The organism is Streptomyces sp. TLI_55, from assembly GCF_900206255.1.
Lineage (GTDB): Bacteria > Actinomycetota > Actinomycetes > Streptomycetales > Streptomycetaceae > Streptomyces > Streptomyces aquilus.
This window is the reverse complement of sequence record NZ_OAOJ01000001.1, coordinates 7,442,016-7,468,137: the sequence shown is the minus strand read 5'-3', so window position 1 is coordinate 7,468,137 and position 26,122 is coordinate 7,442,016. Positions and strand designations below refer to the sequence as shown.

General features: G+C 71.9%; 22 protein-coding genes. 6 read left to right on the top strand and 16 right to left on the bottom strand.

What is annotated here, in order from left to right; translation table 11 throughout:
- Nucleotides 1-111: 111 nt before the first annotated feature.
- Both CRP56_RS34180 and CRP56_RS34175 read right to left on the bottom strand, forming a co-directional pair.
- Nucleotides 112-1,140, bottom strand: coding sequence for an SDR family oxidoreductase (locus CRP56_RS34180; protein ID WP_097270626.1), 1,029 nt, complete (start codon nucleotides 1,138-1,140; stop codon nucleotides 112-114).
- A 6-nt stretch (nucleotides 1,141-1,146) separates the two neighbouring features.
- Entirely contained in the window at nucleotides 1,147-1,650 is a 504-nt protein-coding gene (locus CRP56_RS34175; protein WP_097270624.1) for a phage holin family protein, read from the bottom strand.
- Between the two features lie 164 nt (nucleotides 1,651-1,814).
- Between CRP56_RS34175 and CRP56_RS34170 the strand changes: the two genes are divergently transcribed.
- On the top strand, nucleotides 1,815-2,162 hold the full coding sequence (locus CRP56_RS34170; RefSeq protein ID WP_079308518.1) for a VOC family protein: 348 nt from the start codon (nucleotides 1,815-1,817) through the stop codon (nucleotides 2,160-2,162).
- A gap of 7 nt (nucleotides 2,163-2,169) precedes the next feature.
- Here the strand turns inward: CRP56_RS34170 and CRP56_RS34165 are convergent, their stop codons facing one another.
- From CRP56_RS34165 to CRP56_RS34105, 13 genes are all read right to left on the bottom strand, one after another.
- Nucleotides 2,170-4,080, bottom strand: a complete 1,911-nt coding sequence (locus tag CRP56_RS34165) for a DUF5107 domain-containing protein (RefSeq protein ID WP_097270622.1) — start codon at nucleotides 4,078-4,080, stop codon at nucleotides 2,170-2,172.
- 40 nt (nucleotides 4,081-4,120) lie between these two features.
- Entirely contained in the window at nucleotides 4,121-5,020 is a 900-nt protein-coding gene (locus tag CRP56_RS34160; protein ID WP_097274729.1) for an arginase family protein, read from the bottom strand.
- 8 nt (nucleotides 5,021-5,028) lie between these two features.
- On the bottom strand, nucleotides 5,029-5,583 hold the full coding sequence (locus tag CRP56_RS34155; RefSeq protein ID WP_097270620.1) for a GNAT family N-acetyltransferase: 555 nt from the start codon (nucleotides 5,581-5,583) through the stop codon (nucleotides 5,029-5,031).
- A 19-nt stretch (nucleotides 5,584-5,602) separates the two neighbouring features.
- Nucleotides 5,603-5,845, bottom strand: coding sequence for a LapA family protein (locus CRP56_RS34150; protein ID WP_097274727.1), 243 nt, complete (start codon nucleotides 5,843-5,845; stop codon nucleotides 5,603-5,605).
- 59 nt (nucleotides 5,846-5,904) lie between these two features.
- Nucleotides 5,905-7,644, bottom strand: coding sequence for a CocE/NonD family hydrolase (locus CRP56_RS34145; RefSeq protein ID WP_257041399.1), 1,740 nt, complete (start codon nucleotides 7,642-7,644; stop codon nucleotides 5,905-5,907).
- Between the two features lie 117 nt (nucleotides 7,645-7,761).
- Complete coding sequence (locus CRP56_RS34140) at nucleotides 7,762-8,685, bottom strand: S66 peptidase family protein (protein WP_097270616.1); 924 nt, start codon at nucleotides 8,683-8,685, stop codon at nucleotides 7,762-7,764.
- Between the two features lie 37 nt (nucleotides 8,686-8,722).
- Nucleotides 8,723-10,678: a prolyl oligopeptidase family serine peptidase gene (locus CRP56_RS34135; protein ID WP_097274725.1), complete on the bottom strand. Its 1,956-nt coding sequence runs from the start codon at nucleotides 10,676-10,678 to the stop codon at nucleotides 8,723-8,725.
- Nucleotides 10,679-10,697: 19 nt separating this feature from the next.
- Nucleotides 10,698-12,002 carry a M20/M25/M40 family metallo-hydrolase gene (locus CRP56_RS34130; protein WP_097270614.1) on the bottom strand — a complete coding sequence of 435 codons (1,305 nt, stop codon included), beginning with the start codon at nucleotides 12,000-12,002 and terminating at the stop codon, nucleotides 10,698-10,700.
- On the bottom strand, nucleotides 11,995-12,828 hold the full coding sequence (locus tag CRP56_RS34125; protein WP_097270612.1) for a M55 family metallopeptidase: 834 nt from the start codon (nucleotides 12,826-12,828) through the stop codon (nucleotides 11,995-11,997). Before CRP56_RS34125 ends, CRP56_RS34130 begins: the two co-directional genes overlap by 8 nt.
- An 83-nt stretch (nucleotides 12,829-12,911) precedes the next feature.
- On the bottom strand, nucleotides 12,912-13,637 hold the full coding sequence (locus CRP56_RS34120) for a methyltransferase domain-containing protein (protein ID WP_097270611.1): 726 nt from the start codon (nucleotides 13,635-13,637) through the stop codon (nucleotides 12,912-12,914).
- Nucleotides 13,638-13,793: 156 nt separating this feature from the next.
- Nucleotides 13,794-16,256: an ATP-binding SpoIIE family protein phosphatase gene (locus CRP56_RS34115; RefSeq protein ID WP_097270609.1), complete on the bottom strand. Its 2,463-nt coding sequence runs from the start codon at nucleotides 16,254-16,256 to the stop codon at nucleotides 13,794-13,796.
- 211 nt (nucleotides 16,257-16,467) lie between these two features.
- On the bottom strand, nucleotides 16,468-18,858 hold the full coding sequence (locus CRP56_RS34110; protein ID WP_097270607.1) for an MFS transporter: 2,391 nt from the start codon (nucleotides 18,856-18,858) through the stop codon (nucleotides 16,468-16,470).
- Nucleotides 18,859-19,003: 145 nt separating this feature from the next.
- Nucleotides 19,004-19,447 (bottom strand): SRPBCC family protein, encoded by a 444-nt coding sequence (locus tag CRP56_RS34105; RefSeq protein ID WP_097270605.1) that lies wholly within the window; start codon nucleotides 19,445-19,447, stop codon nucleotides 19,004-19,006.
- 171 nt (nucleotides 19,448-19,618) lie between these two features.
- On the opposite strand from CRP56_RS34105, the gene CRP56_RS34100 reads away from it, so the two are divergent.
- The 4 genes from CRP56_RS34100 (at nucleotide 19,619) to CRP56_RS34085 (ending at nucleotide 23,344) form a co-directional block, all read left to right on the top strand.
- Entirely contained in the window at nucleotides 19,619-20,662 is a 1,044-nt protein-coding gene (locus CRP56_RS34100) for an Rv2578c family radical SAM protein (RefSeq protein WP_097270603.1), read from the top strand.
- A gap of 134 nt (nucleotides 20,663-20,796) precedes the next feature.
- Complete coding sequence (locus CRP56_RS34095; RefSeq protein ID WP_097270601.1) at nucleotides 20,797-22,368, top strand: alpha/beta hydrolase; 1,572 nt, start codon at nucleotides 20,797-20,799, stop codon at nucleotides 22,366-22,368.
- A 59-nt stretch (nucleotides 22,369-22,427) separates the two neighbouring features.
- Nucleotides 22,428-22,826, top strand: coding sequence for a RidA family protein (locus CRP56_RS34090; protein WP_097270599.1), 399 nt, complete (start codon nucleotides 22,428-22,430; stop codon nucleotides 22,824-22,826).
- Nucleotides 22,827-22,840: 14 nt separating this feature from the next.
- Complete coding sequence (locus CRP56_RS34085; protein ID WP_097274723.1) at nucleotides 22,841-23,344, top strand: GNAT family N-acetyltransferase; 504 nt, start codon at nucleotides 22,841-22,843, stop codon at nucleotides 23,342-23,344.
- On the opposite strand, the gene CRP56_RS34080 is transcribed toward CRP56_RS34085, so the two are convergent.
- Nucleotides 23,331-23,906, bottom strand: a complete 576-nt coding sequence (locus CRP56_RS34080) for an adenylosuccinate lyase (protein WP_097270597.1) — start codon at nucleotides 23,904-23,906, stop codon at nucleotides 23,331-23,333. The genes CRP56_RS34085 and CRP56_RS34080 overlap by 14 nt on opposite strands.
- Before the next feature lie 389 nt (nucleotides 23,907-24,295).
- Between CRP56_RS34080 and CRP56_RS34075 the strand changes: the two genes are divergently transcribed.
- A complete protein-coding gene (locus CRP56_RS34075; RefSeq protein WP_097270596.1) occupies nucleotides 24,296-26,101 on the top strand; it encodes a 3-hydroxyacyl-CoA dehydrogenase family protein in 1,806 nt (601 codons plus the stop codon).
- The last annotated feature ends 21 nt before the right edge of the window (nucleotides 26,102-26,122 follow it).

The window sequence follows — 26,122 nt, the reverse complement described above, 5'->3', positions numbered from 1 at the left end:
GCGTATGGGCGCGAAGGGTGTATGTACGGCGCGAAGGGTGCATGTACGGGGCGAAGGGTGCATGTACGGGGCGAGCCGACCGCCGGTCCACCCCTCGACCCTCGACTTCGACTACCCCCGCCGCCGCACCGCCCGCGCGGTCAGGACCCCCGCCCCCACCAGGAGCGCGGCGCCTGCCCGCCCGCGGTTGCGTGAGAGCCACTCCTGTGAACTCCCCGGCAGCGACTCCTCGTCGAAGCGCCCGTGCGCCCCGAAGTCCCGTCCATGAGGGCCGTCGGCCGGGCTCCACAGGTTGCCGACCGTTCCCCCCGCCGCCCCGTCCTGCTGCGCCTCGAACGCGTTGCGTGCCAGATACCGGTCCAGCACCCCCGGCGCCACCGCGTTGGCGAGCAGTGTCGCCACCGTCGAGCCGCCGACCCAGTACTCCCGTCGCCGCCCGTGCGCGGCGGCGTGCACGATCGCCCGGGCCGCCACCTCCGGCTGGTACACCGGCGCCACCGGCCGGGCCCGTCCCGGCATACGGCTCAACACCCAGTCGAACTGCGGGGTGTTGACGGCGGGCAGCTGCACCATCGTCGTCCGGACGCCACTGCCCGCGTGCAACAGCTCGCAGCGCAGCGACTCGTTGAAGCCCTGGATGGCGTGCTTCGCGCCGCAGTAGGCGGATTGCAGCGGGATTCCGCGGTACGCGAGTGCCGAGCCGACCTGCACCACGGTCCCCCGGTCGCGCGGCAGCATGTGCCGCAGTGCGGCCCGGGTGCCGAACACACAGCCCAGGTACGTCACTTCGGTGACCCGTCGGAACTCGTCCGGGGTGATCTCGGTGAACGGGGCGAAGACCCCGGCGAAGGCGTTGTTGACCCAGACGTCGATGCCGCCGAACGTGTCGGCGACCTTCTGCGCCGCGTCGTCGACGGCCTTGGCGTCGGACATGTCGACGGGGACGACGAGCGCCTCACCGCCGGCGCGCTGCACCTCGTCCGCCGCCGCGGCGAGACCTTCGCGGCCCCGGGCCAGCAGGGCGACCCGGTCGCCCCGGGCGGCGAAGGCCAGGGCCGTGGCCCGCCCCACGCCGCCGCTGGCCCCGGTCACCACGACGGCCCTGCCGTGCCGGGAGAGCGCGTTCCAAGGACGGCCCACCGTGCATCACGCCCGGTGGTGCGGCTGCTCGGGGTCGGTGTCGTCGGGTCGCGGCGCCGCGTCGCTGCCGGGTGCGCCGCTCGTGCCGGGCGCGGTGGGGGGCATCGGCGGATACGGCATGCCGAGTCCGCTCGGCGGCGCGCCGGGTGCCGTACCGCCCATGACGCGGTCGCGGCCGGTGGCGAGTTCGGTCTCGTGGTCCGGGGTGGGCCGGGAGTGGGACGGCCGGGCCATGCCGCGCAGTACGAACGCGACGACCCCGAGGATCACCGCGGTGATCAGTGCGGCGGCCCAGTCCGGCAGCCCGAGGGCGAGGGCCAGGCCCAGCGTGAGGGCGAGGGCGGCGCCCGCGTACAGGGCGACGGCGCCGGACGCGGCGTACAGCATCGCCGTGCGGCGCTGCTTGCGAGTCTGTTCGCGCAGTTCGTCGCGCACGGTCTCGCGTGCCACCTGCGCCAGCTCGTCGACGAGATGCTTGTCCAGATGCTCAAGATGATCCAAGCGGTCCATGCCCGCCGAGTACCCGCACACCCGTACGCATAACGCGGTCCGTAACGGCCGATTACCGCCGGGTAGGGCCCGGGGCGCCGGGTACCCGCCCGGCTCGCAGTCCTCTGAGGGAGATCGGGTGAAACGATCTCCTCGCCCCGGCCGCCGCGACTAGGCTCGTCCGCATGGACATTCTGGGAGCCACGCTGCGTGTCTGCGTCGACGACCTGGAGACCGCGGTCCCCTTCTACGAACGGCTGGCGGGCGGCCCCGCGCTCCGCTTCGAGCGCGGCGGTGTCCAGGTGGCCGCCGTGGGCTGCTTCCTCCTGATGAGCGGCCCCGAGGCCGAGTTGGAGATCCTGCGCAAGGTCGCGGCGACGATCGCGGTCAAGGACGTCGACGAGGCCCATGCGGTACTGACCGAACTGGGCGCGCGCGTGATCGCGGGCCCGGTGGGCACACCGGCGGGCCGCAATCTGATCGCGGTGCATCCGGACGGGGCGGTGTACGAGTACGTGGACCGGCGGGTCTGAGGTCCGGTCATCGCATGCGGAAGTCGTAGCGGGCCGGCAGCGGTTCGTCGCTGATCCGCTCCCACAGCCTGCCGACGGCCTCCGCCCCCTCCCGCAGATCCGCGACCTCGAAGCCTTCCTCGAACACGGCCCGCGCCTCGTCGCGCCTCCCCTCGGCGCACAGCAACTGGGCCTCGACGAACCGGAATCGACCGCGCTCCCGGGTCGCGGGATGCAGCCGCTCCCACACCGACCGCGCCTCCCGCGTGCGCCGCACCGCGAGCAGCGCCTCGATCGCCTCGCGGCCCAGCGCGGCCGTGGCCGCGGTCCACCGCTCGCCCGCGTCGCGCCGCTCCCGGCACAGGTCGTCGAAGGCTTCGACATACCGGTCGGCGGCCCGCTCGTGGTCGCCGATCTCCCGGTCGGCCACTGCGAGGCAGCGCAGCAACGGCCAGACGGACGGCGCGAGTTCGAGGGCCCGCTCCCAACTGCGCACCGCCTGCGCCCGGTCCCCGGCGTGCCACTGGGCGATGCCGAGGTGGTACTCGGTGAGCGGGGTCGCGGGCGCGGTCTCCAGCATGTCCCGCCAGTGCGGGGCGACCAGCGCCGCGCCGGGCGGCCGTACCCGGCGCGGCTCGGGCAGCGCGCCGACCCGGAGCAGGTGCAGCCACGGCTCCTGCTCCTCGCCGAGAGTGCTCTCGTCGAAGGGTGTGCCGGGCAACTTCGAGTCGGCGCGCAGCACTTCGAGCGCACCCCAGCCGGAGCCGGTGGCGAGGGTCTCACCGGGGTCGGTGTCTGCGTACGGCTTCCACGCGGCGTACGCGGCGTCCACATCGGCGCGCGGCAGCACGGCTTCGAGCCGCGCCTCCGCCTCCCCGCTCTCGGGCGTCGAACTCAGCGGCCCGTACGCCTCCAGCCAGGCCACCTCGCTCTCCGGCTCCAGCCGGACATGCTCCAACTGGGTGCGGGCGAGCCCCGCTTGGATCTCGCAGTAGCCACCGGTACCGGGTTCGGTCAGCCATTCCTGCCAGCGCCGCCCGCCCCGTCCCGTGCCCCAGATGAACAGCTTGCGTCCGCGCAGCACGTCGGTGGACGTCTGCACCAGCCCGTGCCCGTCCGCGTCGAGGGCGGCGATCCAGCGGCGCCGGCCGTCGGGAAGGTCGTAGAAGTAGTCGGCCGCGTACGGGTGTTGCCGTAGTTCCTCGTACGACGGGACCGGCACCCGGCGCAGCCGGCGCTCGTACCCGAAGTGGTAGGCCTCGTCCGCGGGCGCCAGCACCCGGCGCTCCTCCGGTACGGCGATGTTGGACCACCAGTAGGTCGGCACCGGCTTCTCGTGCGGATTGCGGACGCGGACCCCGACGTACAGGAAGTCGGAGCCCTCCGGCAGCCAGAGGTCGACCTGGAAGGGCAGGTCCCGGAGCCGTTCCCACTCCCACAGCCGCAGCATCTCCCCGCCGTCGGGGGCGGGGACACGGGCGGCGTGCAGGGGTGAGCAGGCGAGGGTGGTGTGGCCGGTGGCGCCGATGTTCCATTCGATGCCGCCGGAGAACCAGGCGCCGTTGAGGGCGAAGTCGGCGGGCTGGAACACCGGGTTGCGGTACAGGAGTTCGCGGCCGATCGGCTTGTGGAGGAGGGAGGCGATCCGGCCGCCGAGGCCCGGCAGCACGGTGGCCCGCAGCCGGTCGTTCTCGATGACGAGCGTGTCGACGGCGCGCGGCTCGCGCACCCGCTCGTAGCCGTCCCGTACCGGGACGGGCAGCAGGCTGCGCAGCGGCTCGTACCCGATCTGCCGCGCCATCTCGCGCGGCAGGCCGTCGCGGTCCTCGACGCGGTGGAGTTCGTCGAGCGGCCGGAGCGGAGGCAGGGGGTTGTCGGGTCCCAACTCCGCGGCGGGCAGCGTCAGTACGTCACGTCGGATCGTCGTCACGATCACCATGGAAGCCGCTCGCCGGGGAGCTGAACAGGGGCGCTACCGGTCAGGATTGGGCAAAGGCGGACACCACGATGTCGGCGAGGAGGGCGCCCGCCGTACCGTCCGGGTCGAGGTCGGGGTCGTAGATGGTGACGTTGAGGCCGACGCAGTGCGGGGACGCGAGCAACGGCCGGAGCAAGGACACGAGTTCGTCGGGCATCAGCCCGTCCGGGTCGGGGCTGTCCACCGCCGGCATCACGGACGGATCGAGGACATCAGCGTCCAAGTGGACCCAGAAACACTCCAGTTCCGGAATCTCGAAGGCCTCGGCGGTGGCCCGCGCCAGCGCCTCGGCGCCCCACTCCCGGATGTCGCCGACGGTGACGACGGGGATCTTGAGGTCGGCGAGTTCGGCGCGGTCGTCCTCGAACGCGTCCCGGTTGCCGAAGAGCCGTACGTCCTCGTCCCGCAGATAGGGCTTGAGGCCCTCCAGGTTAGTGAGGTCGTCCTGCCCGCGCCCGGTGCCGAGGGCGACCTCCTCGCCGCCGGCCGCCCCGATCCGGTCGGAGTTGCCCGGGTGCCGGAAGTCGGCCGAGGCGTCCACGGCGACCAGACCGTAGCGGCCCAGGCGGCGCAGCGCGAGGGAGGCGCCGAGCTGGATCGAGCAGTCGCCGCCGAGCACCACCGGGAACTCCCCGGCCCGCACATGCCGTTCGACGCGGTCGGCGAGCTTCACGGTGTAGGCGGCGAGGGCGACCGCATTGAAGACCCCGTCGCCCTCCTGCCAGTCGCCCCGGTCGTAGCGCGGCGGCACGACCACGCCGCCCTCCAGCGCACCCAGCCGCTGCACGATCCGCTGCTCGCGCAGAGCCCCCGCCAGCTTGTAGCAGCCGGGGACGGTACCGGGCGCGGGCGGACGCAGCCCGAGGTTGGAGGGGGCGTCCAGGACCACGCGGGTACGCATCGCCGCCGTCACTTCGCTTTCCGGATCATCTCGGCGGTGATGGCCCACCGCTCATGGTCCCGCCAGGCCCCGTCGATGTAGAGCATGTCGGGCGAGTAGCCCTCCAAACGGAAGCCGCAGGAGCGGGCGAGGCCGATCGAGGCGGCGTTGGCGGGCTGCACGTTGATCTCCAGCCGGTGCAGCCGCATCCCGCCGAAGGCGTAGCGCACGACGAGCCCCAGCCCCTCCCGCATCAGCCCCCGCCCGGCGGCATGGGCGAAGGCCCCGTACCCGAGCGCCCCGCTCAGGAAGGCGCCCTCGACGATGTTGTTGATGTTGATGTACCCGGCGATGGCCCCGCCGTCCTTCTCACAGACGAGGAACCCCACCTTGGTCGGGTCCTCGATCAGCCGCTGCGCGAAGGCGGCGAAGCCGTTCGCGCTGTCCGGCGGGAACAGCCACGGCTGATGCAGTTCCTTGCTCTCCCTGGCCCGGGCGGTGAACTCCGGACCGTCCTCGTAGGTGATGTGACGTATGCCCACGCGGGGGCCCTCGGCAAGGAACCGGGATGAGGTGTGCGGCATCCCGCCACCCTACGACCCTCTAGCTCCTGCGCCTCATGAAATACGCCCCGCACAGGGCCCCGATGACGCCCGTGGCCAGCAGTGCCATCCACAGGGGCATGGTCACCTCGGGGATCAGCAGTCTGATCTTGGTCTCGCCGGTGTTCTCGAAGATGAAGATGAGGGCGAGGACGGCGAGCAGCAGGACGACGATCCTCGCGGGCGTCACCGCGCTCTGCTTGCCGCCGGCGGTGCCGCCGCTCGCGGAGGTCTTCGGGCTCATGCGACCAGCGTGGGCCAGCAGGGGGTCCCCCGCCCGGCGGGCGCCGCCCACCGGGTGACTCAGCCGCCGGCCACCGGCAGCTCCAGCACGCCGGTGTCACCGGGGGCGCTCACCACCGTCACCGGCTTGATCCCCCGGTTGCCGAAGTACGCGTCGTCGCTCGCCGCCACCACGAACCGCAGCCGGTGCCCCTGCTCGTACCGGTGCACGATCCCCGGCAGCGTCACCGTGAAGCTCCGGGTCACGTCGGGCACCCGGACCGGCGCGACCAGCCGGTGCACCAGCGTCTGGGTGCCGTCGGGCGCGACGTCGTACAGCTTGGCGAACAGGACCAGCTTGTCGGCCGCGTTCCCGGAGTTCTGGGTCCGCTCCGCCTTGGGCGAGACGACCTTCAGCGTGGCCTTCGGCGCCCCCACGACGTCGGTTGCGCGGGCGAGCGGTTCGCTGGTCCAGCCGAGGTAGGTGCCGGCGGTGTCGTACGGCGCCGGGTCGGGCAGTCCGACGATCCCGGCCAGCGAGCTCTCGGAGTGGCTGGTCGGCACGAGCCAGTTGCTGTACGTCCGGCTGCCGCGCGTCACCTTGCCCCGGTTGTCGACGAGCTTGCCGTCCCCGGACAGGTACAGCTTCTGACTGAGCACGGGCAGGCTGCCGGCGGTGGCGTAGGTGCCGTTCGGGTCGGTGATCCAGTCGCGGTAGTAGGCGAACGCCGGTCCGGTGTCGGTCTTCTTCTGCTTGCGCAGATAGCGGTCGAACCAGGCGAGGACGCGCTTGCCGACGTAACTGGACTCCAGGTTGCCCTGGCTCAGGTCGAGTTCACCGGCGACCTGGCCGCCGCTGTGCCCCCAGGACTGCCAGATCATCTTGGCGGTCGTGCCCTGCGCCTTGAGCGTCTTGTACGTCGCTGTCGCCTCGTTGAGGTTGAAGAGGCTGTCGGCCTGTCCCTGGACGAGGAGCGTGGGCGCCTTCACCCGGCTCAGGTAGCCGACCGGGGAGACGCTGCGGGCGTAGGCGAGCAGCTCGGCGGTGTCGGCGGCGGGGTAGCTGCCGGAGTTGAGGGTGCGGACGGTGTCGCAGGCGTCGGTGACGAAGTGCAGACAGCCGAGGGAGTTGATGCGGGACGGGTCGAGGTTCGGCGTGGTCAGGGGCTGGCTCTCGCCGATGAGGTAGAAGCCGTTGGCCCACTGCCACTTGAAGGCGCCGGGCACCTCGCGGGCGGCGTTGTTCGGGTCCAGGGCGTACACCAGGTCGTTCCAGGTGATCATCGGCACGAGGGCGTCCACGCGGTGGTCGACGGCGGCCGTCGCCAGCTGGATCGCGCCGCCGTAGGAGCCGCCGATCATGCCGACGCGTGGATCGCCCTTGCCGTCGAGGGTGACGAAGTCGGCCTTCGTGCCGTCGTCGGCGGCCCGCTTCCCGGCGAGGAAGTCGATGAGCCCGGAGGCCGCCGTGCCGTCGATGTCCGGGTCGTCGAGGGAGATCAGACAGCCGGAATTGCCGAAGCCGAGCCCGGAGTAGACGAGCGAGACATAGCCGCGTTCGGCGAAGGCCTTGCCGATCATGTCCGTCGAACCGTCGGACTTGCTGCCGCCGAAGCCGTTGGTGGCGAGCACCGCGGGTGCCCGGTCGACGCCGGTGGGCCGGTACAGATCGGCGTCGATCGTGCACGCGCGACCGCCGGCCTGGACGGTGAACTTCAGGGCGGTGACGGTGTACTGCCCTGAAGCGGGGGCGGGTGTGGCGAGTGTGGCACCGAGCAGGAGAGCGAGCGGAACGCTGTAGCCGAGCACACGACGGGACACGAGACCTCCACGCTGAGGACAACCCGACCTACCGACCGGTAAGTACCGGCCGGAAGTCATGGTGTGACACGTGTCAGACGCGGTCAATCACCGTGACGAGTGTTTCTTGACAGAAATTCAGCTCAGGGCCGGTTCCGCCAGGGTCAACGTGCCCGAGTCGGCATCGAGTTCGGCCGCGACCCCGAACGGGATCGTCAACGCCCCCTCGCAGTGCCCGAATCCGAACTCCTCCACGACCGGCACCCCGAGCCCGCCGAGCCGGTCGACGAGCAACGCCCGCACCTGCGCATATGGATCGCAGTCCTGCCAGGACCCGAGCAGCACTCCGCGCACCCCGTCGAGCCAGCCCGCGCGCAGGAGTTGGGTGAGATAGCGGTCGAGGCGGTACGTCTCCTCGCCGACGTCCTCCAGACACAGCAGCCCGCCCCGCGCGGAGGGCCGGGCGTACGGGGTGCCGAGGTCGGCGGCGAGCAGGCAGAGGCAGCCGCCGAGCGTGACGCCCTGTGCGCGGCCCGGGACGAGGGCCGTACCGCCGGAGGCGATCGTGCGGACGGACTCCGGTGAGAAGAGGGTGGCTCTCAGGTGCTCCTGTGCCCGCGTGTTCTTGATGAAGTCGATCCCGGCGGCCATCGGCCCGTGCAGCGTGACGAGGCCGAGCCGGTTCGCGAACGCCTCGTGCAGGGCGGTGATGTCACTGAAGCCGACGAAGACCTTCGGCCCGGCCGCCCTCATGGCGTCCCAGTCGAGCAGGTCGACCATCCGCTGGACGCCGTAGCCGCCGCGGGCGCACAGCACCGCGTCCACGGCCGGGTCGCACCAGGCGGCCTGGAGATCGGCGGCCCGGTCCGCGTCGGTGCCCGCCAGGTAGGGGAACTCGTCGTGCCGGTCCAGCACATGGGGGGCGACGACCGGGTCGAGGTCCCAGCCGCGCAGCACGTCGAGCCCGGCCTGCAGCCGCTCCTCGGGCACGGGCCCACTGGGCGCGACGACGGCGACGCGGGCGCCGGGGGCGAGTCTGGACGGCCGGACGAGTTCTTTCACTTGTTGAGCTCCAGGTTCGGGATGCCGGCGAGTTCGTTCACTTGTTGAGCTCCAGAGTCGGGATGCCGGGCGGGTTGAGCACGAAGACCTGTGCGTACAGGGAGAGTTCGGACTCCAGGGCTCTGATCATGGTCTCCGCCCGCCGGAACCCGTGGCCCTCCCCCTCGAAGGCGATGTACGCGTGCGGCACCCGCCGCCCCTCCATCCGGGCGAGGAACCGCTCGCACTGGGCGGGCGGGCAGATCACGTCGTCCAGCCCCTGGAGCAGCAGGAAGGGCGCGGTGATCCGGTCGGCGTGCTCGGTGGGCGAGCGCTCCGCGTACCGCGCGGGGACCTCGGCGAGCGGTCCGACGAGCGTCTCCAGGTACTGCGACTCGAAGTCGTGGGTCTCCCCCTCGCCCCAGCCGGCCAGGTCGAGGATGGGATAGACGATCGTGCCGCAGGCGTACACGTCGGTCGCGGTGAGCGAGGCGGCCGCGGTCCAGCCGCCCGCGCTGCCGCCGCGGATCGCCAGCCGGTCCCGGTCGGCGGTGCCCTCGTCGGCGAGGGCGAGCGCGACCGCGGCGCAGTCCTCGACGTCGACGACGCCCCACTGCTCGCGCAGCCGGTTGCGGTACTCCCGGCCATGCCCGGTCGAGCCGCCGTAGTTGACCTCGGCGACGCCGATCCCCCGGGAGGTGAAGTAGGCGATGGACAGGTCGAGGACGAGGGACGCCCGGCTGGTCGGACCGCCGTGCGCCCACACGACGTACGGCGGCAGCTCGTCGCCCGGCGCGACACAGCCGGGGTGGTGGGGCGGGTAGACGTGGGCGTGGATCTCGCGCCCGTCGGGCCCGGTGAAGGTGCGGATCTGCGGTTCGGGGTAGTACGCGGGGTCCACGGAGTCGTCGTGACCGGCGCCGATCACCCGCGCCCTGCCGGTGCGGGTGTCCAGCTCCACCACCTCGTGGGCGCTGCGCGGGCTGGCCCCGACGGCGACGACCCGCTCGCCGTGCACCGCGAGGGTGGACGTGAACTCGGTCCAGGGGCCCGCCGCGTCGACGACCTCCCCGGTCTCCGGGTCCAGTATCCCGAGCGCGGTGGCGCCCCGCCCGTGCACCACGGCGATCAGACCGCTCTCCAGCGGCGCGAACCAGCGCTGCCCCAGCTTCCACAGCGGCCCGCCGAACTCCTCCTCGCGCGGGCACACCGGCTCGCCGTCGCGATAGAGGTTCCACCAGCCGGTGCGGTCGCTCGCGTACAGCAGGGCGCCGTCCCGCGCCCAGTCGACCTGGGCGATGGACTCCTCGGGGCCGCCGGCGACCGTACGCGGTTGGCGCAGGGCGCCGTCGTCGGCCACCGAGGCGAGGACCAGCTCCGTGCCGTCCCACGGCATCCGCGGATGGTCCCAGCCGAGCCAGGCCACATGCCGCCCGTCGGGCGAGATCCGCGGGCCGGTCACGAACCGGTGCCGGGCGTCGGTCAGTTCGCGGACGGCGTCCCGGTCCTGGGCGGCCGAGCCGTCCAGCGGCACCGCGGCGAGGACGCGGCGCACATCGGTGGGGCCGTCGCCGGTGAACTCCTCCAGGACGCACCACACCTCACCGAGGTCGAGGCGGAGCACCGGGTCCGCCCAGCGCAGGCCGCCGCCCACCGGGGAGACGGGGGTCAGGGGACGCGGGTCGCCGCCGGGCTCGTACCGGTAGAGCCGCTGGTCGGAGAAGTTCACGAAGACGACGAGCGGCCGGCCGCCGGCGTCTATGGTCGCGGCCCAGGGCTGACCGCCGTACTCGATGACCCTGCTGCGGACGTTCCACGGCGCCGGGAGCACCGGCTCCTCGCTGCCGTCCGCGCGGCGCCGCACCAGGGTGCGCCGGCCGCCCTCGGTGGGCCGTGGCTCGGTCCACCACGCCTCGTCGCCGACGAAGCCCACCCACTCGGGGTGCCCGTCGTGCGCGGCGGCGAGGGCCGCGTCGATGGGCGAGGGCCAGGAACCGTAGGGCAAGGTCTGCACGTCGTCGTCCCCCAAGTACCTAGGCGCTCCGCAGGAAACGGTCGAGGACGCGGACGCCGAAGTGCAGCGCCTCGACAGGGACCCGCTCGTCCACGCCATGGAAGAGCGCCTGGTAGTCGAAGCCCTCCGGGAGCTTCAGCGGCGCGAATCCGTAGCCGGTGATGCCGAGGCGCGAGAACTGCTTGGCGTCCGTGCCGCCGGACATGCAGTACGGCACCACATGTCCCTCCGGCGCGAACTCCTCGACGGCCGCCCGCATCGCCGCGTACGTCGGTGAGTCCACCGGCGCCTGGAGCGCGACCTCACGGTGGTGGAACTCCCACTCCACGTCCGGTCCGGTCAGCAGGTCAAGGGTCGTGCGGAACTCGTCCTCACCGCCGGAGAGATAGCGTCCGTCGACGTACGCCACGGCGTCCCCGGGAATCACGTTGAGCTTGTAACCGGCCTCCAGCATCGTCGGGTTGGCGCTGTTGCGGACGGTCGCCTCGACGAGCTTCGCGGCCGGACCCAGCTTCTCCAGCAGGGCGTCGACATTGGTCAGGTCCGGCTCGATGCCGTACAGGGCGGCGAGTTCGGTGAGGGCGGCCCGGACGGTCGGGGTGAGCCGCAGCGGCCACTCGTGCTCGCCGATGCGGGTGACGGCGGCGGCCAGGCGGGTGACCGCGTTCTCCTTGTTCACCTTGGAGCCGTGTCCGGCCCGGCCGCGCGCGGTGAGCTTCAGCCAGCCCGTGCCCCGCTCACCGGCCGCGATGGGGTAGATCTGGCGCCCGGCGCCGTCGTGGAACGTGAACGCCCCGGACTCGCTGACGCCCTCGGTGCAGCCCTCGAACAGCCCCGGATGCCGGTCGGCCAGAAAGCCGGAGCCGTCCTCGGCGCTGGCCTCCTCGTCGGCGGTGAACGCGACGACGACGTCCCGCCGGGGCCTGACACCCTCCCGCGCCCAGGACCGGACCACGGCGAGGATCATCGCGTCCATGTTCTTCATGTCGACCGCGCCCCGGCCCCACACGACGCCGTCGCGGATCTCCCCGGAGAACGGGTGCACGCTCCAGTCGCGGGCCTCGGCCGGTACCACGTCCAGATGACCGTGCACCAGCAACGCGTCCGCCGACGGGTCGGTGCCCTCGATCCGGGCCACGACGTTCGTCCGGCCCTTGGTGCGCTCCAGCAGCACGGGCTCCAGGCCCGCCCCGGCCAACCGCTCGGCCGCGTACTCGGCGGCGGGCCGCTCCTGGCAGTCGCCGCCGCCCCGGTTGGTGGTGTCGATACGGATCAGGTCCGAGGTGAACGTCACGACCTCGTCCAGCGCCTGCCCGTCAGCCATACTGCTCCTCCACCGCGGCCGAGACGATCGTGGTGACCGCCTTGAAGGCGCGGATTCCCTCGTACATCGTGGCGCTGGTGTACGCCACCTTCCGCTCACCGATCCGCCGCACGCCGGGCACGACGGTCGCGGCCATGGCCAGGTGCTCGGCGTCGAACTCCAGCGCGATCGTGAACGGCCCCGCGTCGACCGGTTCATGACGCACCGCCAGAGCCACCGCCTCCTTGGCCGCCGCGCGGATGTCGGCCGCGGTCCTGGCCGGTGTCCGGCACACCGCCGCGTACCGCGACACATGGTCCTTGACCGCGACCTTCCGTGCCTCCGGCGCGTACCCGAGCGCGTCCTCGCAGGCCACGTCGTCGCCGGTGACGAGGATCACGGGTACCCCGTACTCGGCGACCACGCGCGCGTTGAGGAGCCCTTCGCTGGCCCGTTCGTCGTTGACCCACACGCCCGTGATGGAGTTGGCGAGGTACGTGTGCGCGAGGACGCCCTCCATGCCGGCCCCGGCGTGATAGCCGACGAAGGCGATGCCGTCCACGTCGCCGTGCTGCACGCCCTCCACCATGGACAGCGCCTTGTGCCGTCCGGTGAGCATCTCGGCGCGATCGTCGAGGCGCTCCAGGAGCAGGTTGCGCATGGTCCAGTGCGCCTCGTTGATCAGCACCTCGTCGGCTCCCCCGTCGAAGAAGCCGAGCACCGCGGCGTTCACGTCGGAGGTGAACATCGCGCGGCACCGCTCCCACTGCGGAGTCCCCGGCAGCACGTCGGCCGGCCAGGTCACGCCGGTGGCGCCCTCCATGTCGGCGCTGATGAGGATCTTCATGCCGCCTCACGCTACGCGGTCACGGTGCCTCCCGGCAGCCCTGTGGAAAACTCTCACCGGCACAGACCAGTGAAGCTCACACCTCAGGCCGTACGCCCCACCACCTGCCACTTCGACGGCAGTTCGATGCGCACGCCGTCCGCCGTGTACTCCGTGGTGGTGAGCGGCAGTTCACCGCTCGCGAGCACGCTGAGACCGGCCGCGCCCAGCAGCACGGGGACCGCCGCGTCGGAGACCTCGCCGGGCGCGATGCCGTGCCGGAAGACCGGCGCCAGCTTGGGCGGCGGGCCCGAGGGGCTCTGGGCCAGGCCCATCAGGACCGGCTTGGCGTCCTCGGAGAGCTCGACGAGGAAGGCCCGGCCGCGCTCGCCGAGCAGGGCGGCGAGCCCGTCGACGAAGGGCTGGCGGTCCTCGGGCTCGCACTGGTGCAGCACGCCCCGCACATAGACGTTGGCGTCGCCGAGCTCCGCGTGCAGCGACTCCGCCTCGCCCTTGCCCGCGGCGTCGAGCACCCGGTAGCCGGCCTGGCCCGCGGGGTCGGCGTGCCGGGCGTGCTCGACGGCCGCCTCGGACAGGTCGATGCCGAGGACGCGCGGGAAGCGGTCGGCGAGGAATCGGGTCTGGGTGCCGTTGCCGCAGCCCAGGTCGACCAGGGGCAGGCCGGGGTCGAGCAACTGGGGCTCGAAGAGGGCGAGATGGAGACCGGCGGTGAGCGCGGGCTCCGCGTCCCAGAACACCGCCCCCTGTTCGTCGGGGGCCTCCCGCCAGAAGCCCTCCCAGGCCTCCCGGTACCGACTCGTCACGCTCATGCCCAACTCCCCAGGATGCGTAGCCGACCCGTCGTGAGTGACGGGCCAGTACGGTCTATCGCGCCCTGGTTACGGCTACAAGCGCCGAGCGCATTCCTTCACCCCTCGTACGAGCTGTGCACGCCCCCCGAGCGCCCCGCACGCCCCGGCAGCGTGTCAGCGTCGCGGCAGGGTCTGTTCGAACCAGACGGTCTTGCCGGCGTTCGTCCGGCTCGCGCCCCACTCCCGCGCCAGCGTGCTGACGATCCGCAGCCCGCGCCCGAACTCGTCATCGGCACCGGCGTTGCGCAGCGTGGGCAGCTCGTGGTCGTCGTCGTCCACCTCGCACAGCAGCGTCTCGCCCCGCACCAGCCGCAGCTCGACGGGGCGGCTGTGGGAGTGCCGTACGGCGTTGGTGACGAGCTCGCTCACCATGAGCTCGGTGGTGTCGGCGAGCCGTGCGAGCCCCCACTCGTGCAGCTGTTCGCGGACGGTGGCGCGGGCCCGGCCGACCTCGATCGGGTCGAGGGCGAGCCGCCACTCGGCGACGTCGTCGGGCGCGATGCCGTTGAGCCGGGCCATCAGCAGGGCGACGTCGTCCTTGCGGCCGCCGCAGGTGTTGAGGGCGCGGATGATGGTGTCGCAGGCGTCGTCCATGGACGCGGCCGGGTGGGCGGCGGACTCGCACAGCGTGGCCAGTCCCACGCCGATGTCCTCGCCGCGCACCTCGACCAGTCCGTCGGTGCACATCACGAGCCGGTCGCCGGGCCGCACGCGCACGCGTACCGCCTCGAACGGCACCCCGCCGACGCCGATGGGCGCGCCGGTCGGCAGGTCGAGCAACTCGCTGCGGCCGTCCTCGGCGTGCACGATCACCGGCGGGATGTGGCCCGCGTTGGCGATGTGCACCTCACTGGCGATCGGGTCGTACACGGCGTACAGACAGGTCGCGAGGTAGCTGTCGCCGAGGCGCTGGGCGAGGTCGTCGAGGTTGCGCAGCAGCTGGGCCGGCGGCAGGTCCATGGCGGCCATGGTCTGCACTGCCGTCCGCAACTGGCCCATCATCGCCGCCGAGTTGAGGCCGTGCCCCATGACGTCGCCGACGACCAGGGCGGTGCGGGCGCCCGGCAGCTTCACGGAGTCGAACCAGTCGCCGCCGACACGGCCGAGCAGGGTGCCCGGCAGATAGCGGGTGGCGATGTCGCAGCCCGCCATGCGCGGCGGGATGTGCGGCAGCATGCTGTCCTGGAGGGTCTCGGCGACGCTCTCCTGGTAGGTGTACATGCGCGCGTTGTCCAGCACGAGGCCCGCGCGGGCGGCGAGTTCGGCGCCGGTGACCCGGTCCATGTCGTTGAACTCGACGCGCTCCGGGTGCCGCAGCAGGATCATGAAGCCGAGGACCACATTGCGGGCCTTGAGCGGTACGATCAGCATCGAGCGGTGGGTGATCAGGGGCCGGATGTCGCGCTTCTCGAACTGCGCGGCGATGGCGTGGCCCATCTCCTCGCTGATGCGGGGCACGAGGACGGGTTCGCCGGTGGTCATGCACTGGAAGAACGGCGTGTGCGCGGGGAACGGCATGGCCTCGCCGACCGGCACCACGTCGTCCCAGCGGCCGGGTTCGTCGGTGTGCTCGACGGCGACCCGGTGCCACATGGTGGTGGTGTCCGGCACGCCCTCGGGGAACCCCTCACCGGCGACGACCTGCTCCCGCAGATACGTGCCGGCGACGTCGGTGAAGCGGGGGACGACCGCGCGGCTGACCTCGATGATGGTTCGAGACAGGTCGAGGGAGGTGCCGATGCGGCCGCTGACCTCGTTGAGGAACTCCAGACGCTCGCGCACGGCGGCGTACTCGAGGTCCTCGGCGTCCTCCTCCGCGGTGTCCTGGGGCTGCGGCAGACCGTCGGCAGCGGCGCGCGCGGCCCGCTCCCGGCGTGCCCTGCGCTCGGCGCGCCGCGGGACACCCCAGTCGGGGGTCACCGGCACCCGGTCGTTCTGGCTGAACTCCAGGACGGGATAGCCCAGTTCCAGTATCTGGGAGACGATCCGGGCGCCTTCCTCGACGCTCATGCTGGGCAGGATCTCGGGGAGTCTGCGGGCCAGTTCCTCGGCGCCGGGGAAGTCGGTGTGCAGCGCGAAGGCCGGGGCGATGCGCTCGACGGCGATCTCGTCGTCGGGGTCGTCGGCCCTGAGGGCGTCCGCGTCGGCGGCCAGCACCAGCAGCCGCTCGTCCCCGGGGCCGATCAGGGGGTAGGCCCACCAGAGGACGTCCAGCCGGTCGCCCTCGGTGACTGTGAGCCGGGCGCGGCCCGCGGCCGGGTAGGCGAGCCTGCCGCCGAGGGAGGACTCCAGGCCGGGTCCGAGGCCGTCGTAGGCGTCGTACACCCCGTAGGGCACGGTGTCTTCCTCGTCGGGCAGTGCACCGGAGACGGGCAGCAGATCGACCGCGGGGCGCCCGATCGCCTCCTCCTTGGCGGCGCCGAACAGACGGCGTGCCCCTCGGCTCCAGTGGGACACGAGTCCGGCGCGGCCCACCACGACCACGGCCAGCGGGATGCGTCCGACCGCGGCGCCGTCCACCGCTCCGCTCTCAGCGCCGCGGCTGGGAGATGTGTCCCGCGCACTGCCACGGTCCATGGCCCAGGCCCTCTCTCCCACGGCTCCGCAAAGATCTGTGCCGACCGTCCCACCGTACGGCCGCCTCCGGTGGTGATGTGCGGCAATGCGGGAATTGACCCCGCCGGATCGCCCGCCACGCGCCCCCCGCGCGCCCCTGGCCGGACGGAAACGGCAGGTGGTGGGCGCGGTGGGGTTACTGACGGGTTTTCCGCCGCGGTACCCGGCTTGCTCAGTCCTCGTGCCCGAGCTGGAGGTCCCGTTCGGTGCGGCCGCCGCCCGCGACCTGGAGGACGGTGGCGATCGGCGGGTAGCCCGCGGCGATGACCGTGTACTCGCCGGAGGACAGGTCGACGAACCGGAACGTGCCGTCCGCGCCGGTGGTGAGGGTGTCCACGACGTTGCCCGCCGCGTCCAGCAGCGTCACGCGCGCGTCCTCGACGGGACGGCCGCCGCTCGCCCGTACCGTCCCGCGCAGCACGGCGCCGCCGGCGAGTTCGATGTCCTGGCGGGTCTCCCGGGCGGCCTGGACGGTGACGGGGAGCGCGGCCGGGCGGAAGGCGGGGGCACTGGCGGCGAGGGTGTACTCCCCGGCCACGAGTTCGGTGATGACATAGCCGCCCTCGCGCCCGCTGCGGGTGGTGGCGACGACCTCGCCGTGCACATTGGTGAGGGTGACGGTGGCGTCCCGCACGATGGTGCCGTCCGCGGTCACCACGCTCCCGGCCAGGCGCCCGGCGCCGCCGAGGACGACGTCGAGCTCGACGGGCCGCTCGCCGACGGTCACGGAGACGGCCTGCGGCTGGTGCCCACCGGCCGCCGCGATCAGGACGTACGACCCCGGTCCCGGCGTCGACAGCGCGTACCGTCCGTCCTCGCCGCTCGCGCCGCGGCCGATCTGCTGTCCGCCGACGTCGATCAGCGTGAGCGCCGCGCGCGGGACGACGGTCCCGTCCGGGTGCTGCACGGTGCCGCACACCGGAATGCCGGCGGTGTACGGCGAACGGGCTTGCGGGATCGGGGTGTTCAGGGGCGCGGGCTCGGTTTCGGCGGCGTTGTGGGACACCAGGGGTTTCTCCTTGAGGAAGAAGGCCGTGAGCAGTCCGAGGACGAGGACCGGCACGAGGTAGAGGAAGATCCGCGGCATGGCGTCGGCGTACGCCTGGATGTAGGCGTCGCGCAGCCGCGGGGGCAGCGCGTGGACGAGCTGCGGGGTGATGGACTCGGCGTCGGGCAGCCCGGCGGCCGGGGGCAGGCGCTTCGCGAGGGCGTCGGAGAGCCGGTCGGCGAAGAGCGTGCCGAAGATGGCCGCGCCGACCGAACCGCCGATCTGGCGGAAGTAGTTGTTGGCGCTCGTCGCCGTACCGAGGTCGGCGGGGCGCACCGAGTTCTGCACGGCGAGGATGAGGACCGGCATCACCATGCCGATACCGGCGCCGAGGACGGCCATCCAGAGGCTGTAGTGCAGCCGGGGCGTGTCGACCTGCAGCCGGGACAGCAGCCACATGCCGAGGACGGAGAGCGCGCCGCCGAGGACGGGCCAGAGCTTGTAGCGGCCGGTGTGGCTGATGAGTTGACCGGAGATGATCGAGGCGCCGACGATGCCGCCCATCATGGGCAGCATCAGCAGCCCGGACTCGGTGGCGCTGGCCCCGTCGACCATCTGCAGGAAGGTGGGCAGATAGCTGGCGGCCCCGAAGAGCGCGACGCCGACCACCAGGCCCACCAGACCGGTGACGTTGAAGACCGAGTCCCGGAACAGCCTGAGCGGGATGAGGGGTTCGGCCGCGAAGTGCTCGGCGACGAGGAAGAGGATCGTGGCCGCCGCCGCGCCCGCGCCGAGCCCGAGGATCACCCGGGAGCCCCAGGCGTACTCGGTGCCGCCCCAACTGGTCAGCAGCACCAGGCAGGTGGAGGCGACGGCGAGCAGCAGCATGCCCAGGATGTCGAGGCGGGCCCTGGTGCGCGGCTTGGGCAGTTTGAGGACGGCGGTGACGACGGCGAGGGTGACCAGGCCGAAGGGGACGTTGATGTAGAAGCACCACCGCCAGGAGAGGTGGTCCGTGAAGTAGCCGCCCAACAGGGGTCCGGCGACGGAGGCGAGGCCGAACGCGGCGCCGATGAGGCCCATGAACCGGCCGCGCTCCCGGGGCGGCACGATGTCGGCGATGATCGCCTGCACGCCGATCATGAGGCCGCCGGCGCCGATGCCCTGCACCGCGCGGAAGGCGATCAACTGGTCCATCGTCTGCGCCCGTCCGGCGAGGGCGGAGCCGATGACGAAGACGACGATCGCGAACTGGAAGACGCCCTTGCGGCCGAGGAGGTCGCCGAGCTTGCCGTAGACCGGCAGGCCGATGGTGGCGGTGAGGAGGTAGGCGGTGATCGCCCAGGACATCTTGTCCAGGCCGTGCAGCTCGCCGACGATCCTGGGGAGCGCGGTGGCGACGATCATCTGCTCCAGCGCGGCCAGCAGCAGCGCGAGCATCAGCCCGACGAAGACCAACCGCACCCGGCGCGGGCCGAGTTCGACGCTCCCGGCGGGTGCGGGGACGGCGAGCCCTGGGGTGTCCGGGGCCGGTTCGCCCCGGAGGTCCTCCTGCACCAGAGTGGTCCCGCCCACGTGTCCGCTCCCCTCGCCGCGCCCTCACAATTCCCGCTTAATGCGACAACTGCGAGCAAGCGCGACGAGTTACGGCAGACCGGTACGGCGGACGGAGATCCACTCGATCCGGTGAGGGGAGCAACGCCCCCCGTTCACCGGGGACTTACTTCTCGACCTCGGTGGCGAGGTTGGCGAGCAGCGCGTCGTAGATCCGGCCGAGGCCCTTGGGGGCGAAGGTCTTCTCGAAGAAGCCGCCGATGCCGCCGGCGCCGTTCCAGACGGTGGTCACGACGACGCGGGACTTGCCCTCGCCGGCCGGGGTGACCCGCCAGGTGGTGACCATGGAGGAGTTGCGGTCCTTCTCGACGAGCTCGCCCTGGGTGGGCTCGCTGACCTCCAGGAGGCAGTCGCGCACGCGCTTGCTGGTGGCCTGGAGCTTCCAGTGGACGAGGGTGCCCTCGCCGTCGCCGCCCTCTTGCACCTCGTACTCGCTGAAGTGCTCGGGCAGCAGCTTCTGCCGCGTGCCGCTGTAGTCGGCGAGGGCGTCGAACACCTCCTCCGCGTCGGCGGCGACGACCCGCTCGGTGGTGGCCTCGACCTGCGCCATTGGAATCCTCCAGGACCTGGATTTCGGGGGTGGGGCCAAGCCAACCACCCCGGTCCCCGGGCGCCCAAATCGGGGCCGCGCGCGACACGCGGGAGCGCCCCCGGAAAAGCCGGTCGCACGATCAAGGGAACATGTGTTCTATTCTCTGCTCAGTGCTACCGAGGAGGCCTCATGCGCTGGGAGAACCTCACAGAGTCCGCCGAACACGGCAGGGCGGACGCCGCCCTGTTCGGCGCCGACGCGGTGACCAGCCGGACGTTCGACACGCCCGAATTCGCCGGCATCACCTTTCACGAGATCCGGGCCCGGTCGATCATCAACCGGGTGCCCGCGGTCTCCCGGATGTCCTTCCAGTGGACGGTCAACCCCTATCGGGGCTGCTCACACGCGTGCGTCTACTGTTTCGCGCGCAAGACGCACAGCTATCTGGACCTCGACACCGGCCTCGGCTTCGACTCGCAGATCGTGGTCAAGACGAACGCCCCGGAGCTGCTGCGCCGCCAGCTCGGCTCGCGCCGCTGGCAGGGCGAGCACATAGCCATGGGCACGAACGTCGACTGCTACCAGCGCGCGGAGGGCCGCTACCGCCTGATGCCGGGCATCATCGGCGCCCTCACCGACCACGCGAACCCGTTCTCGATCCTGACCAAGGGCACGCTGATCCTGCGCGACCTCGACCTGCTGAAGCGGGCGCACGCGGTGACGGACGTCGGCATCTCCGTCTCGGTCGGCTTCACCGACCCCGACCTGTGGCGGACCGTGGAGCCGGGCACGCCCGCCCCCGAGCGCCGCCTGGACGTCGTCCGCACCCTGTCCGAGCACGGCATCGGCTGCGGGGTCCTGATGGCGCCGGTGATCCCGTTCCTGAGCGACGAACCGGCCCAACTCCGCGCCACCGTACGGGCGATCGCGGCGGCCGGGGCGACCTCCGTCACCCCGCTGGTGCTGCATCTGCGGCCCGGCGCCCGCGAGTGGTTCATGTCCTGGCTGGACCGGCACCACCCGTACCTGGTGCGCCGCTACGAGCGCCTGTACGCCGACGGCTCCTACGCGCCCAAGTGGTACCAGCGCCGGATCACCCGTCAGGTCCACGAGCTGGCCAGGGAGTACGGCATCGGCCCCACCGACCCGGGCATGCCGCGCCGGCTTCCGCAGCCGGAACCCGAGCCGGTCACGCCCGACTTGCCTGGGGGAACCCAACTCACGCTGCTCTGAGAGCGTTCGAGCGCATCCGGCGACCCAATTGGGTCAAGTCTCATCAGAACGCGTTCTTCCGGGCGCCCTTTCCGGGACGATGCGGCGAGGACCGTGAAACTCGCGGCCCGAAACCTCCGTCCTGGGAGGACTCCATGAGAAAACGCGCAGCCGTGCTGTGCGGCGCCGCCGTCGTCATGGCCGGAAGCTTCACCGCCCTGCCCGCCGACGCGAGCACTCCGCGCACCGCGGACACCGCTCCGGCCGCGAAGCTCACCTGGAAGAGCTGCGGCACCACGAACTACGCGACGCTCCAGTGCGCGTCCCTCAAGGTCCCACTCGACCACGACCAACCGCACGGGCGGCAGATCACGCTCGCGCTGTCCCGGGTCCCGCACACCGCCAAGAAGTCCCAGGGCCCGCTGCTGGTCAACCCCGGCGGTCCCGGCGGCAGCGGTCTGACGCTGGCCGGCTTCGTGGCCGGTTCGCTGCCCAAGGCGGTCGCGGCGCAGTACGACGTCATCGGCTTCGACCCGCGCGGGGTGGGCAAGAGCAAGCCGGCGCTCGACTGCAAGCCCGGCCACTTCAACCCCGTCCGCCCCGACTCCGTACCGAGCACGCCCGCGCTCGAGCAGGCCAACCTCAAGCGGGCCATGTCCTTCGCGGCCGCCTGCGGCAAGAAGCACGCCGACCTGCTGCCGTACATCAACACGGTCCAGGCCGTGCGGGACATGGACTCGATCCGCGCCGCCCTGGGCGCGAAGAAGATCAATTACTTCGGTTACTCGTACGGCACCTATCTGGGCGCGGTCTACGCCAAGCTCTTCCCGGAGCGCGTACGGCGTCTGGTCCTGGACTCGATCGTCGACCCGACCGGTGTCTGGTACGACGACAACCTCGGCCAGGACTACGCCTTCAACGACCGCCACCTCGCGTTCATGGCCTGGGTCGCGAAGTACAACGCGACGTACAAGCTCGGCACCGATCCCGAGAAGATCGAGGCCAAGTGGTACAAGGTGCGCGCCCAGCTGGCGAAGAAGCCCGCGGGCGGGAAGGTGGGCGCCTCGGAGTTCGAGGACACTTTCATCCCGGGCGGCTACTACAACGGCTACTGGCCCTACCTGGCGGAGGCGTTCGCGGCCTACGTGAACGACAAGAACGCCGACCCGCTGGTCGAGGCGTACGAGAACTTCGCCGCCGTCGACGCCTCCGGGGACAACGGCTACAGCGTCTACACCTCGGTGCAGTGCCGTGACGCCGACTGGCCGCGCGACTGGAGCCAGTGGCGCGACGACAACTGGGCGGTGTACAAGAAGGCGCCGTTCATGGCCTGGAACAACGCCTGGTACAACGCGCCGTGCGCCTTCTGGCCCACCGGCTCCCAGGAGCCCGTGGACATCGCCAACGGAGACCTGCCGCCGGTGCTGCTCTTCCAGGCGACGAACGACGCGGCCACCCCGTACCAGGGCGGCGTGATGGTCCACCGTCTGCTGCACGGCTCCAGCCTGGTGGTCGAGCAGGGCGGCGGGAACCACGGCATCACGCTGAGCGGGAACGCCTGCCTGGACAAGCACCTGGCGGCGTACCTGACCGACGGCACGGTGCCGCGCAGCGGCGGCGAGGTCGACGCGGTGTGCGACGCGCTGCCCGACCCGAAGCCGCTGAGCTCGGCGTCGTCGGCGTCGAGAGGCTCGACGCTGCACGGCATGCTGGGCTTCCGCGGCTGAGCGGCCTTGCCTGACGGCCCGTCGGGGGCATTGTCAGACCCATGGTCCACCATGGACGCATGAGTGAGCTGACCAGGATTCCCGCCCCCGACGGGCTCGCCCCCGCCGCCCAGTACTCCCATGTGGTCATGGGCACCGGCACGTTCGTCGCGATCTCCGGCCAGCTCGCCCTGGACGAGGACGGCAAGCTCGTCGGCGAGGGCGACCCCGCCGCGCAGGCCCGCCAGGTCTTCGAGAACCTCCGCCGCTGCCTGACGGCCGCGGGCGCGACCTTCGACGACGTCGTCAAGCTCACGTACTTCGTCACGGACGTGGCGCACCTGCCCGCGATCCGCGCGGCCCGCGCCGCGCACATACCCGACGACCGGCTGCCGGCCGCCTCCGCGGTCCAGGTCGCGGCACTGGTGCGGCCCGAGTTCCTCATGGAGATCGAGGCGTTCGCGGTGATCGCCCGGTGATCCAGGTCAGAGAGATGACCCTCGCCGACTGCGACCGCGTCGCCGAGATCCGCATCCGGGGCTGGCAGACCGCGTACCGGGGACTGATGCCGCAGCCGTTCCTGGACGCGCTGAGCGTCACCGAGGACGCCGAGCGCCGTCGCGAGCGGTTCCGGCAGTCCGACGGCAGCGTGGTGAACCTCGTCGCCGAGGAGAACGGCAAGCTGGTGGGCTGGGCCGCGTACGGCCCCTATCGGGACGGTGAACAGCGCACGTCCGACGCCGAGTTGTACGCGATCTATGTCGATGCCGGGCGGTTCGGCGGTGGCATCGGCTACGCGCTGCTCCAGGAGTCGGTACGACGGTGCGGGGCAGCCGGTCATCCGCGTCTGTACCTCTGGGTCCTCAAGGGCAACACCCGCGCCCGCGCCTTCTACGAACGGGCGGGGTTCCACCCCGACGGCGCCGAGGAGCCGTTCGAGGTGGACGGGGTGTCCGTGCCTGAGGTGCGGTACGCCAAGAGCCTCAGCGCGGGCTAGGAATCCGCGCCAGCGCGTGCACCGCCGCCTCCGCCAGTGCCGGATGTGCCAGGGCCTCGTTCAGTACGGGCCGGGCGCGGGCGTCGCCGAGGGTGCCGAGGCCCTCGACGCAGGCGAGGGCCACGCGGCGGTAGGGGTCGTGCGGGCGCAGGCGCCGCGAGAGCGTGGTGATGAGAGCCGGGACCGATTCGGGTGCGCGCAGGTCGGCGAGCAGTCTGACCGGGTGGAGGGCGTAGGCGACCCGCAGTTCGTTGGTGGCCAGGGCCGCCGCCGCGCGGGCCGTGCGCGGGTCGCCGAGGCGGGCCAGGGCGTGGGCGGCGGAGGCGCAGCGCTGCGGATCGCGGTGGTTGAGCAGCAGGACGAGGGCCTCGAAGGCACGGGGGTCGCCGGCGACTCCCAGGCGGAACGCGGCCAGCTCCCGCGCCCACAGCGGCTGCCCGGGTTCGGTGAGCACCGCCGCCAGTTCGTCGAGGTCTTTCGTCCCCGCCAGCCGCTCAAAGGCCGCCGACGCGCCGGACTCCTGCCGTAAGCGCTCCGTGAGCGATCGCAACTCTTCGTCCATGAAGGGCAGCCTAGGCGGGGCAAAGGGGGCGAGGGACGTACATCACAAAGACCGGGGGCTGGCGCGCTCGTTACCCGCGGGTTAAGCTCAATCGAGCGAGTTACCCACTCGCGGAACTCCTTGCGGTGGCCTGGTGACGCAGCCGTCGCGAGAGCAGTCGGTTCGGTACCTCAGGTATCGGTACTTCAGTACGACGCGGCTTGGGACAGGGCCGGTCGGCTTCACCGTTCTCCGGGCGTGTGCACGCCCGCGACGACGGCATCGCACCACCGGGCGTGTGCGCAAGTAGCCCGGCAACACCCGCATCTCGCAGTTTCCACGCACCCGGTGCGCCCTTCGGCGTACCGGGTCGCGCTCCCAGTCGTCACCCTCATTCCTGGAGTCCCGCGATGGCCGCTCCCCTGTCCGACACCCCTCTGTCCCCGATCCGGACCGTCGCCGTCGTCGGCCTCGGCACCATGGGCACCGGCATCGCCGAGGTCCTCGCCAAGGCCGGCCGCACGGTCCTCGGCATCGACATCAGCGAGGCCGCGGCCGCCCAGGCCGTCGCCGCCCTGGAGACCTCCACCGGCCGTGCCGTCACCCGGGGCCGGCTGACCGAGGGGCAGCGCGCCGACATCCTCGCCCGCATCCGCACCTCCACCGACCTGCGCACCGCGGCCGACGCGGACCTGGTCATCGAGGTGGTCCCGGAGTCGTACGAGATCAAGCACCAGATCTTCCGTGAACTCGACGGAATCGTCCGGCCCGAGACGATCCTGGCGACCGGCACCAACGCCCTGTCCGTCACCCGGCTCGCGGCCGACTCGGCCCGTCCGGAGCGCGTGCTCGGCCTGCACTTCTTCAACCCGGCGCCGGCGATGAAGCTGGTCGAGGTGGTCTCCTCGGTGCTGACCGCGCCGAACGCCGTCACCGCCGTCACCGATCTCGCCCTCGACCTGGGCAAGGAGCCCGTCGCGGTCGGCGACCGGCCCGGGTTCGTCGCCGACGGGCTGCTGTTCGGCTATCTCAACCAGGCCGCCGCGATGTACGAGGCGAAGTACGCCTCCCGCGAGGACATCGACGCCGCGATGCGGCTCGGCTGCGGACTGCCGATGGGGCCGCTCGCGCTGCTCGACCTGATCGGCATCGACACCGCGCGGACCGTCCTGGACGCCATGTACGCCGAGTCCCACGACCGGCTGCACGCCCCCGCCCCGATCCTCAAGCAGCTCAGCGAGGCGGGCCTGACGGGCCGTAAGTCGGGCCGTGGCTTCTACTCGTACGAGGCCCCGGGCAGCGCGACGGTCGTCCCGGACGTGCTGACGCCCGCCGAAGGCGGCTCCCGGACCGAGGGCCGCACGGTCCGTTCCGTCGGTGTCGCGGGCTCGGGCACCATGGCGTCCGGCATCGCCGAGGTCTTCGCCAAGGCCGGGTACCAGGTCGTCCTGGCCGCCCGCAGCGAGGAGAAGGCGCAGGCCGCCAAGGCCCGTATCGGCAAGTCGCTCTCGCGCTCGGTCGACAAGGGCCGGATGACCGCCGAGGCCGCCGCGCAGACCCTGGACCTGATCACTCCGGCGGGCTCCTACGACGCCTTCGCCGACGTCGACCTGGCGGTCGAGGCGGTCGCCGAGGACCTGGAGATCAAGCAGCAGCTGTTCCAGACGCTGGACAAGGTCTGCAAGCCGGGCGCGGTCCTGGCCACCACCACCTCCTCGCTCCCCGTCGTCGCCTGCGCCCGCGCCACCTCGCGCCCGCAGGACGTGATCGGCATGCACTTCTTCAACCCGGCGCCGGCGATGAAGCTGGTCGAGGTCGTGCGCACGGTCCTCACGGCGGAGGACGTCCACGCGACGGTCCGCGAGGTCTGCGGCCGGATCAAGAAGCACGCGGTGGACTGCGGGGACCGGGCCGGGTTCATCGTGAACGCGCTGCTGTTCCCGTACCTCAACAACGCCATCAAGATGGTCGAGGAGCACTACGCCTCCCTCGACGACATCGACGCCGCGATGAAGCTCGGCGGCGGCTACCCGATGGGCCCCTTCGAGCTGCTGGACGTCGTCGGACTCGACGTCTCGCTCGCCATCGAGAAGGTCCTGCACCGCGAGTTCCGGGACCCGGGCCTGGCCCCGGCCCCGCTCCTGGAGCACCTGGTGGCCGCGGGCTGCCTCGGCCGCAAGACCGGCCGCGGCTTCCGCGAATATGCCCGCCGCTGAGCGGTCCGGCGACTGGTTCAG

What these genes read in the sequence shown, in the direction of transcription:
- CRP56_RS34175 (WP_097270624.1), bottom strand. Translation starts at nt 1,650, where the DNA reads ATGGACCGCTTGGATCATCTTGAGCATCTGGACAAGCATCTCGTCGAC.
- CRP56_RS34170 (WP_079308518.1), top strand. Translation starts at nt 1,815, where the DNA reads ATGGACATTCTGGGAGCCACGCTGCGTGTCTGCGTCGACGACCTGGAG.
- CRP56_RS34165 (WP_097270622.1), bottom strand. Translation starts at nt 4,080, where the DNA reads ATGGTGATCGTGACGACGATCCGACGTGACGTACTGACGCTGCCCGCC.
- CRP56_RS34160 (WP_097274729.1), bottom strand. Translation starts at nt 5,020, where the DNA reads ATGCGTACCCGCGTGGTCCTGGACGCCCCCTCCAACCTCGGGCTGCGT.
- CRP56_RS34155 (WP_097270620.1), bottom strand. Translation starts at nt 5,583, where the DNA reads ATGCCGCACACCTCATCCCGGTTCCTTGCCGAGGGCCCCCGCGTGGGC.
- CRP56_RS34150 (WP_097274727.1), bottom strand. Translation starts at nt 5,845, where the DNA reads ATGAGCCCGAAGACCTCCGCGAGCGGCGGCACCGCCGGCGGCAAGCAG.
- CRP56_RS34130 (WP_097270614.1), bottom strand. Translation starts at nt 12,002, where the DNA reads ATGGCTGACGGGCAGGCGCTGGACGAGGTCGTGACGTTCACCTCGGAC.
- CRP56_RS34125 (WP_097270612.1), bottom strand. Translation starts at nt 12,828, where the DNA reads ATGAAGATCCTCATCAGCGCCGACATGGAGGGCGCCACCGGCGTGACC.
- CRP56_RS34120 (WP_097270611.1), bottom strand. Translation starts at nt 13,637, where the DNA reads ATGAGCGTGACGAGTCGGTACCGGGAGGCCTGGGAGGGCTTCTGGCGG.
- CRP56_RS34115 (WP_097270609.1), bottom strand. Translation starts at nt 16,256, where the DNA reads ATGGACCGTGGCAGTGCGCGGGACACATCTCCCAGCCGCGGCGCTGAG.
- CRP56_RS34105 (WP_097270605.1), bottom strand. Translation starts at nt 19,447, where the DNA reads ATGGCGCAGGTCGAGGCCACCACCGAGCGGGTCGTCGCCGCCGACGCG.
- CRP56_RS34100 (WP_097270603.1), top strand. Translation starts at nt 19,619, where the DNA reads ATGCGCTGGGAGAACCTCACAGAGTCCGCCGAACACGGCAGGGCGGAC.
- CRP56_RS34095 (WP_097270601.1), top strand. Translation starts at nt 20,797, where the DNA reads ATGAGAAAACGCGCAGCCGTGCTGTGCGGCGCCGCCGTCGTCATGGCC.
- CRP56_RS34090 (WP_097270599.1), top strand. Translation starts at nt 22,428, where the DNA reads ATGAGTGAGCTGACCAGGATTCCCGCCCCCGACGGGCTCGCCCCCGCC.
- CRP56_RS34085 (WP_097274723.1), top strand. Translation starts at nt 22,841, where the DNA reads ATGACCCTCGCCGACTGCGACCGCGTCGCCGAGATCCGCATCCGGGGC.
- CRP56_RS34080 (WP_097270597.1), bottom strand. Translation starts at nt 23,906, where the DNA reads ATGGACGAAGAGTTGCGATCGCTCACGGAGCGCTTACGGCAGGAGTCC.
- CRP56_RS34075 (WP_097270596.1), top strand. Translation starts at nt 24,296, where the DNA reads ATGGCCGCTCCCCTGTCCGACACCCCTCTGTCCCCGATCCGGACCGTC.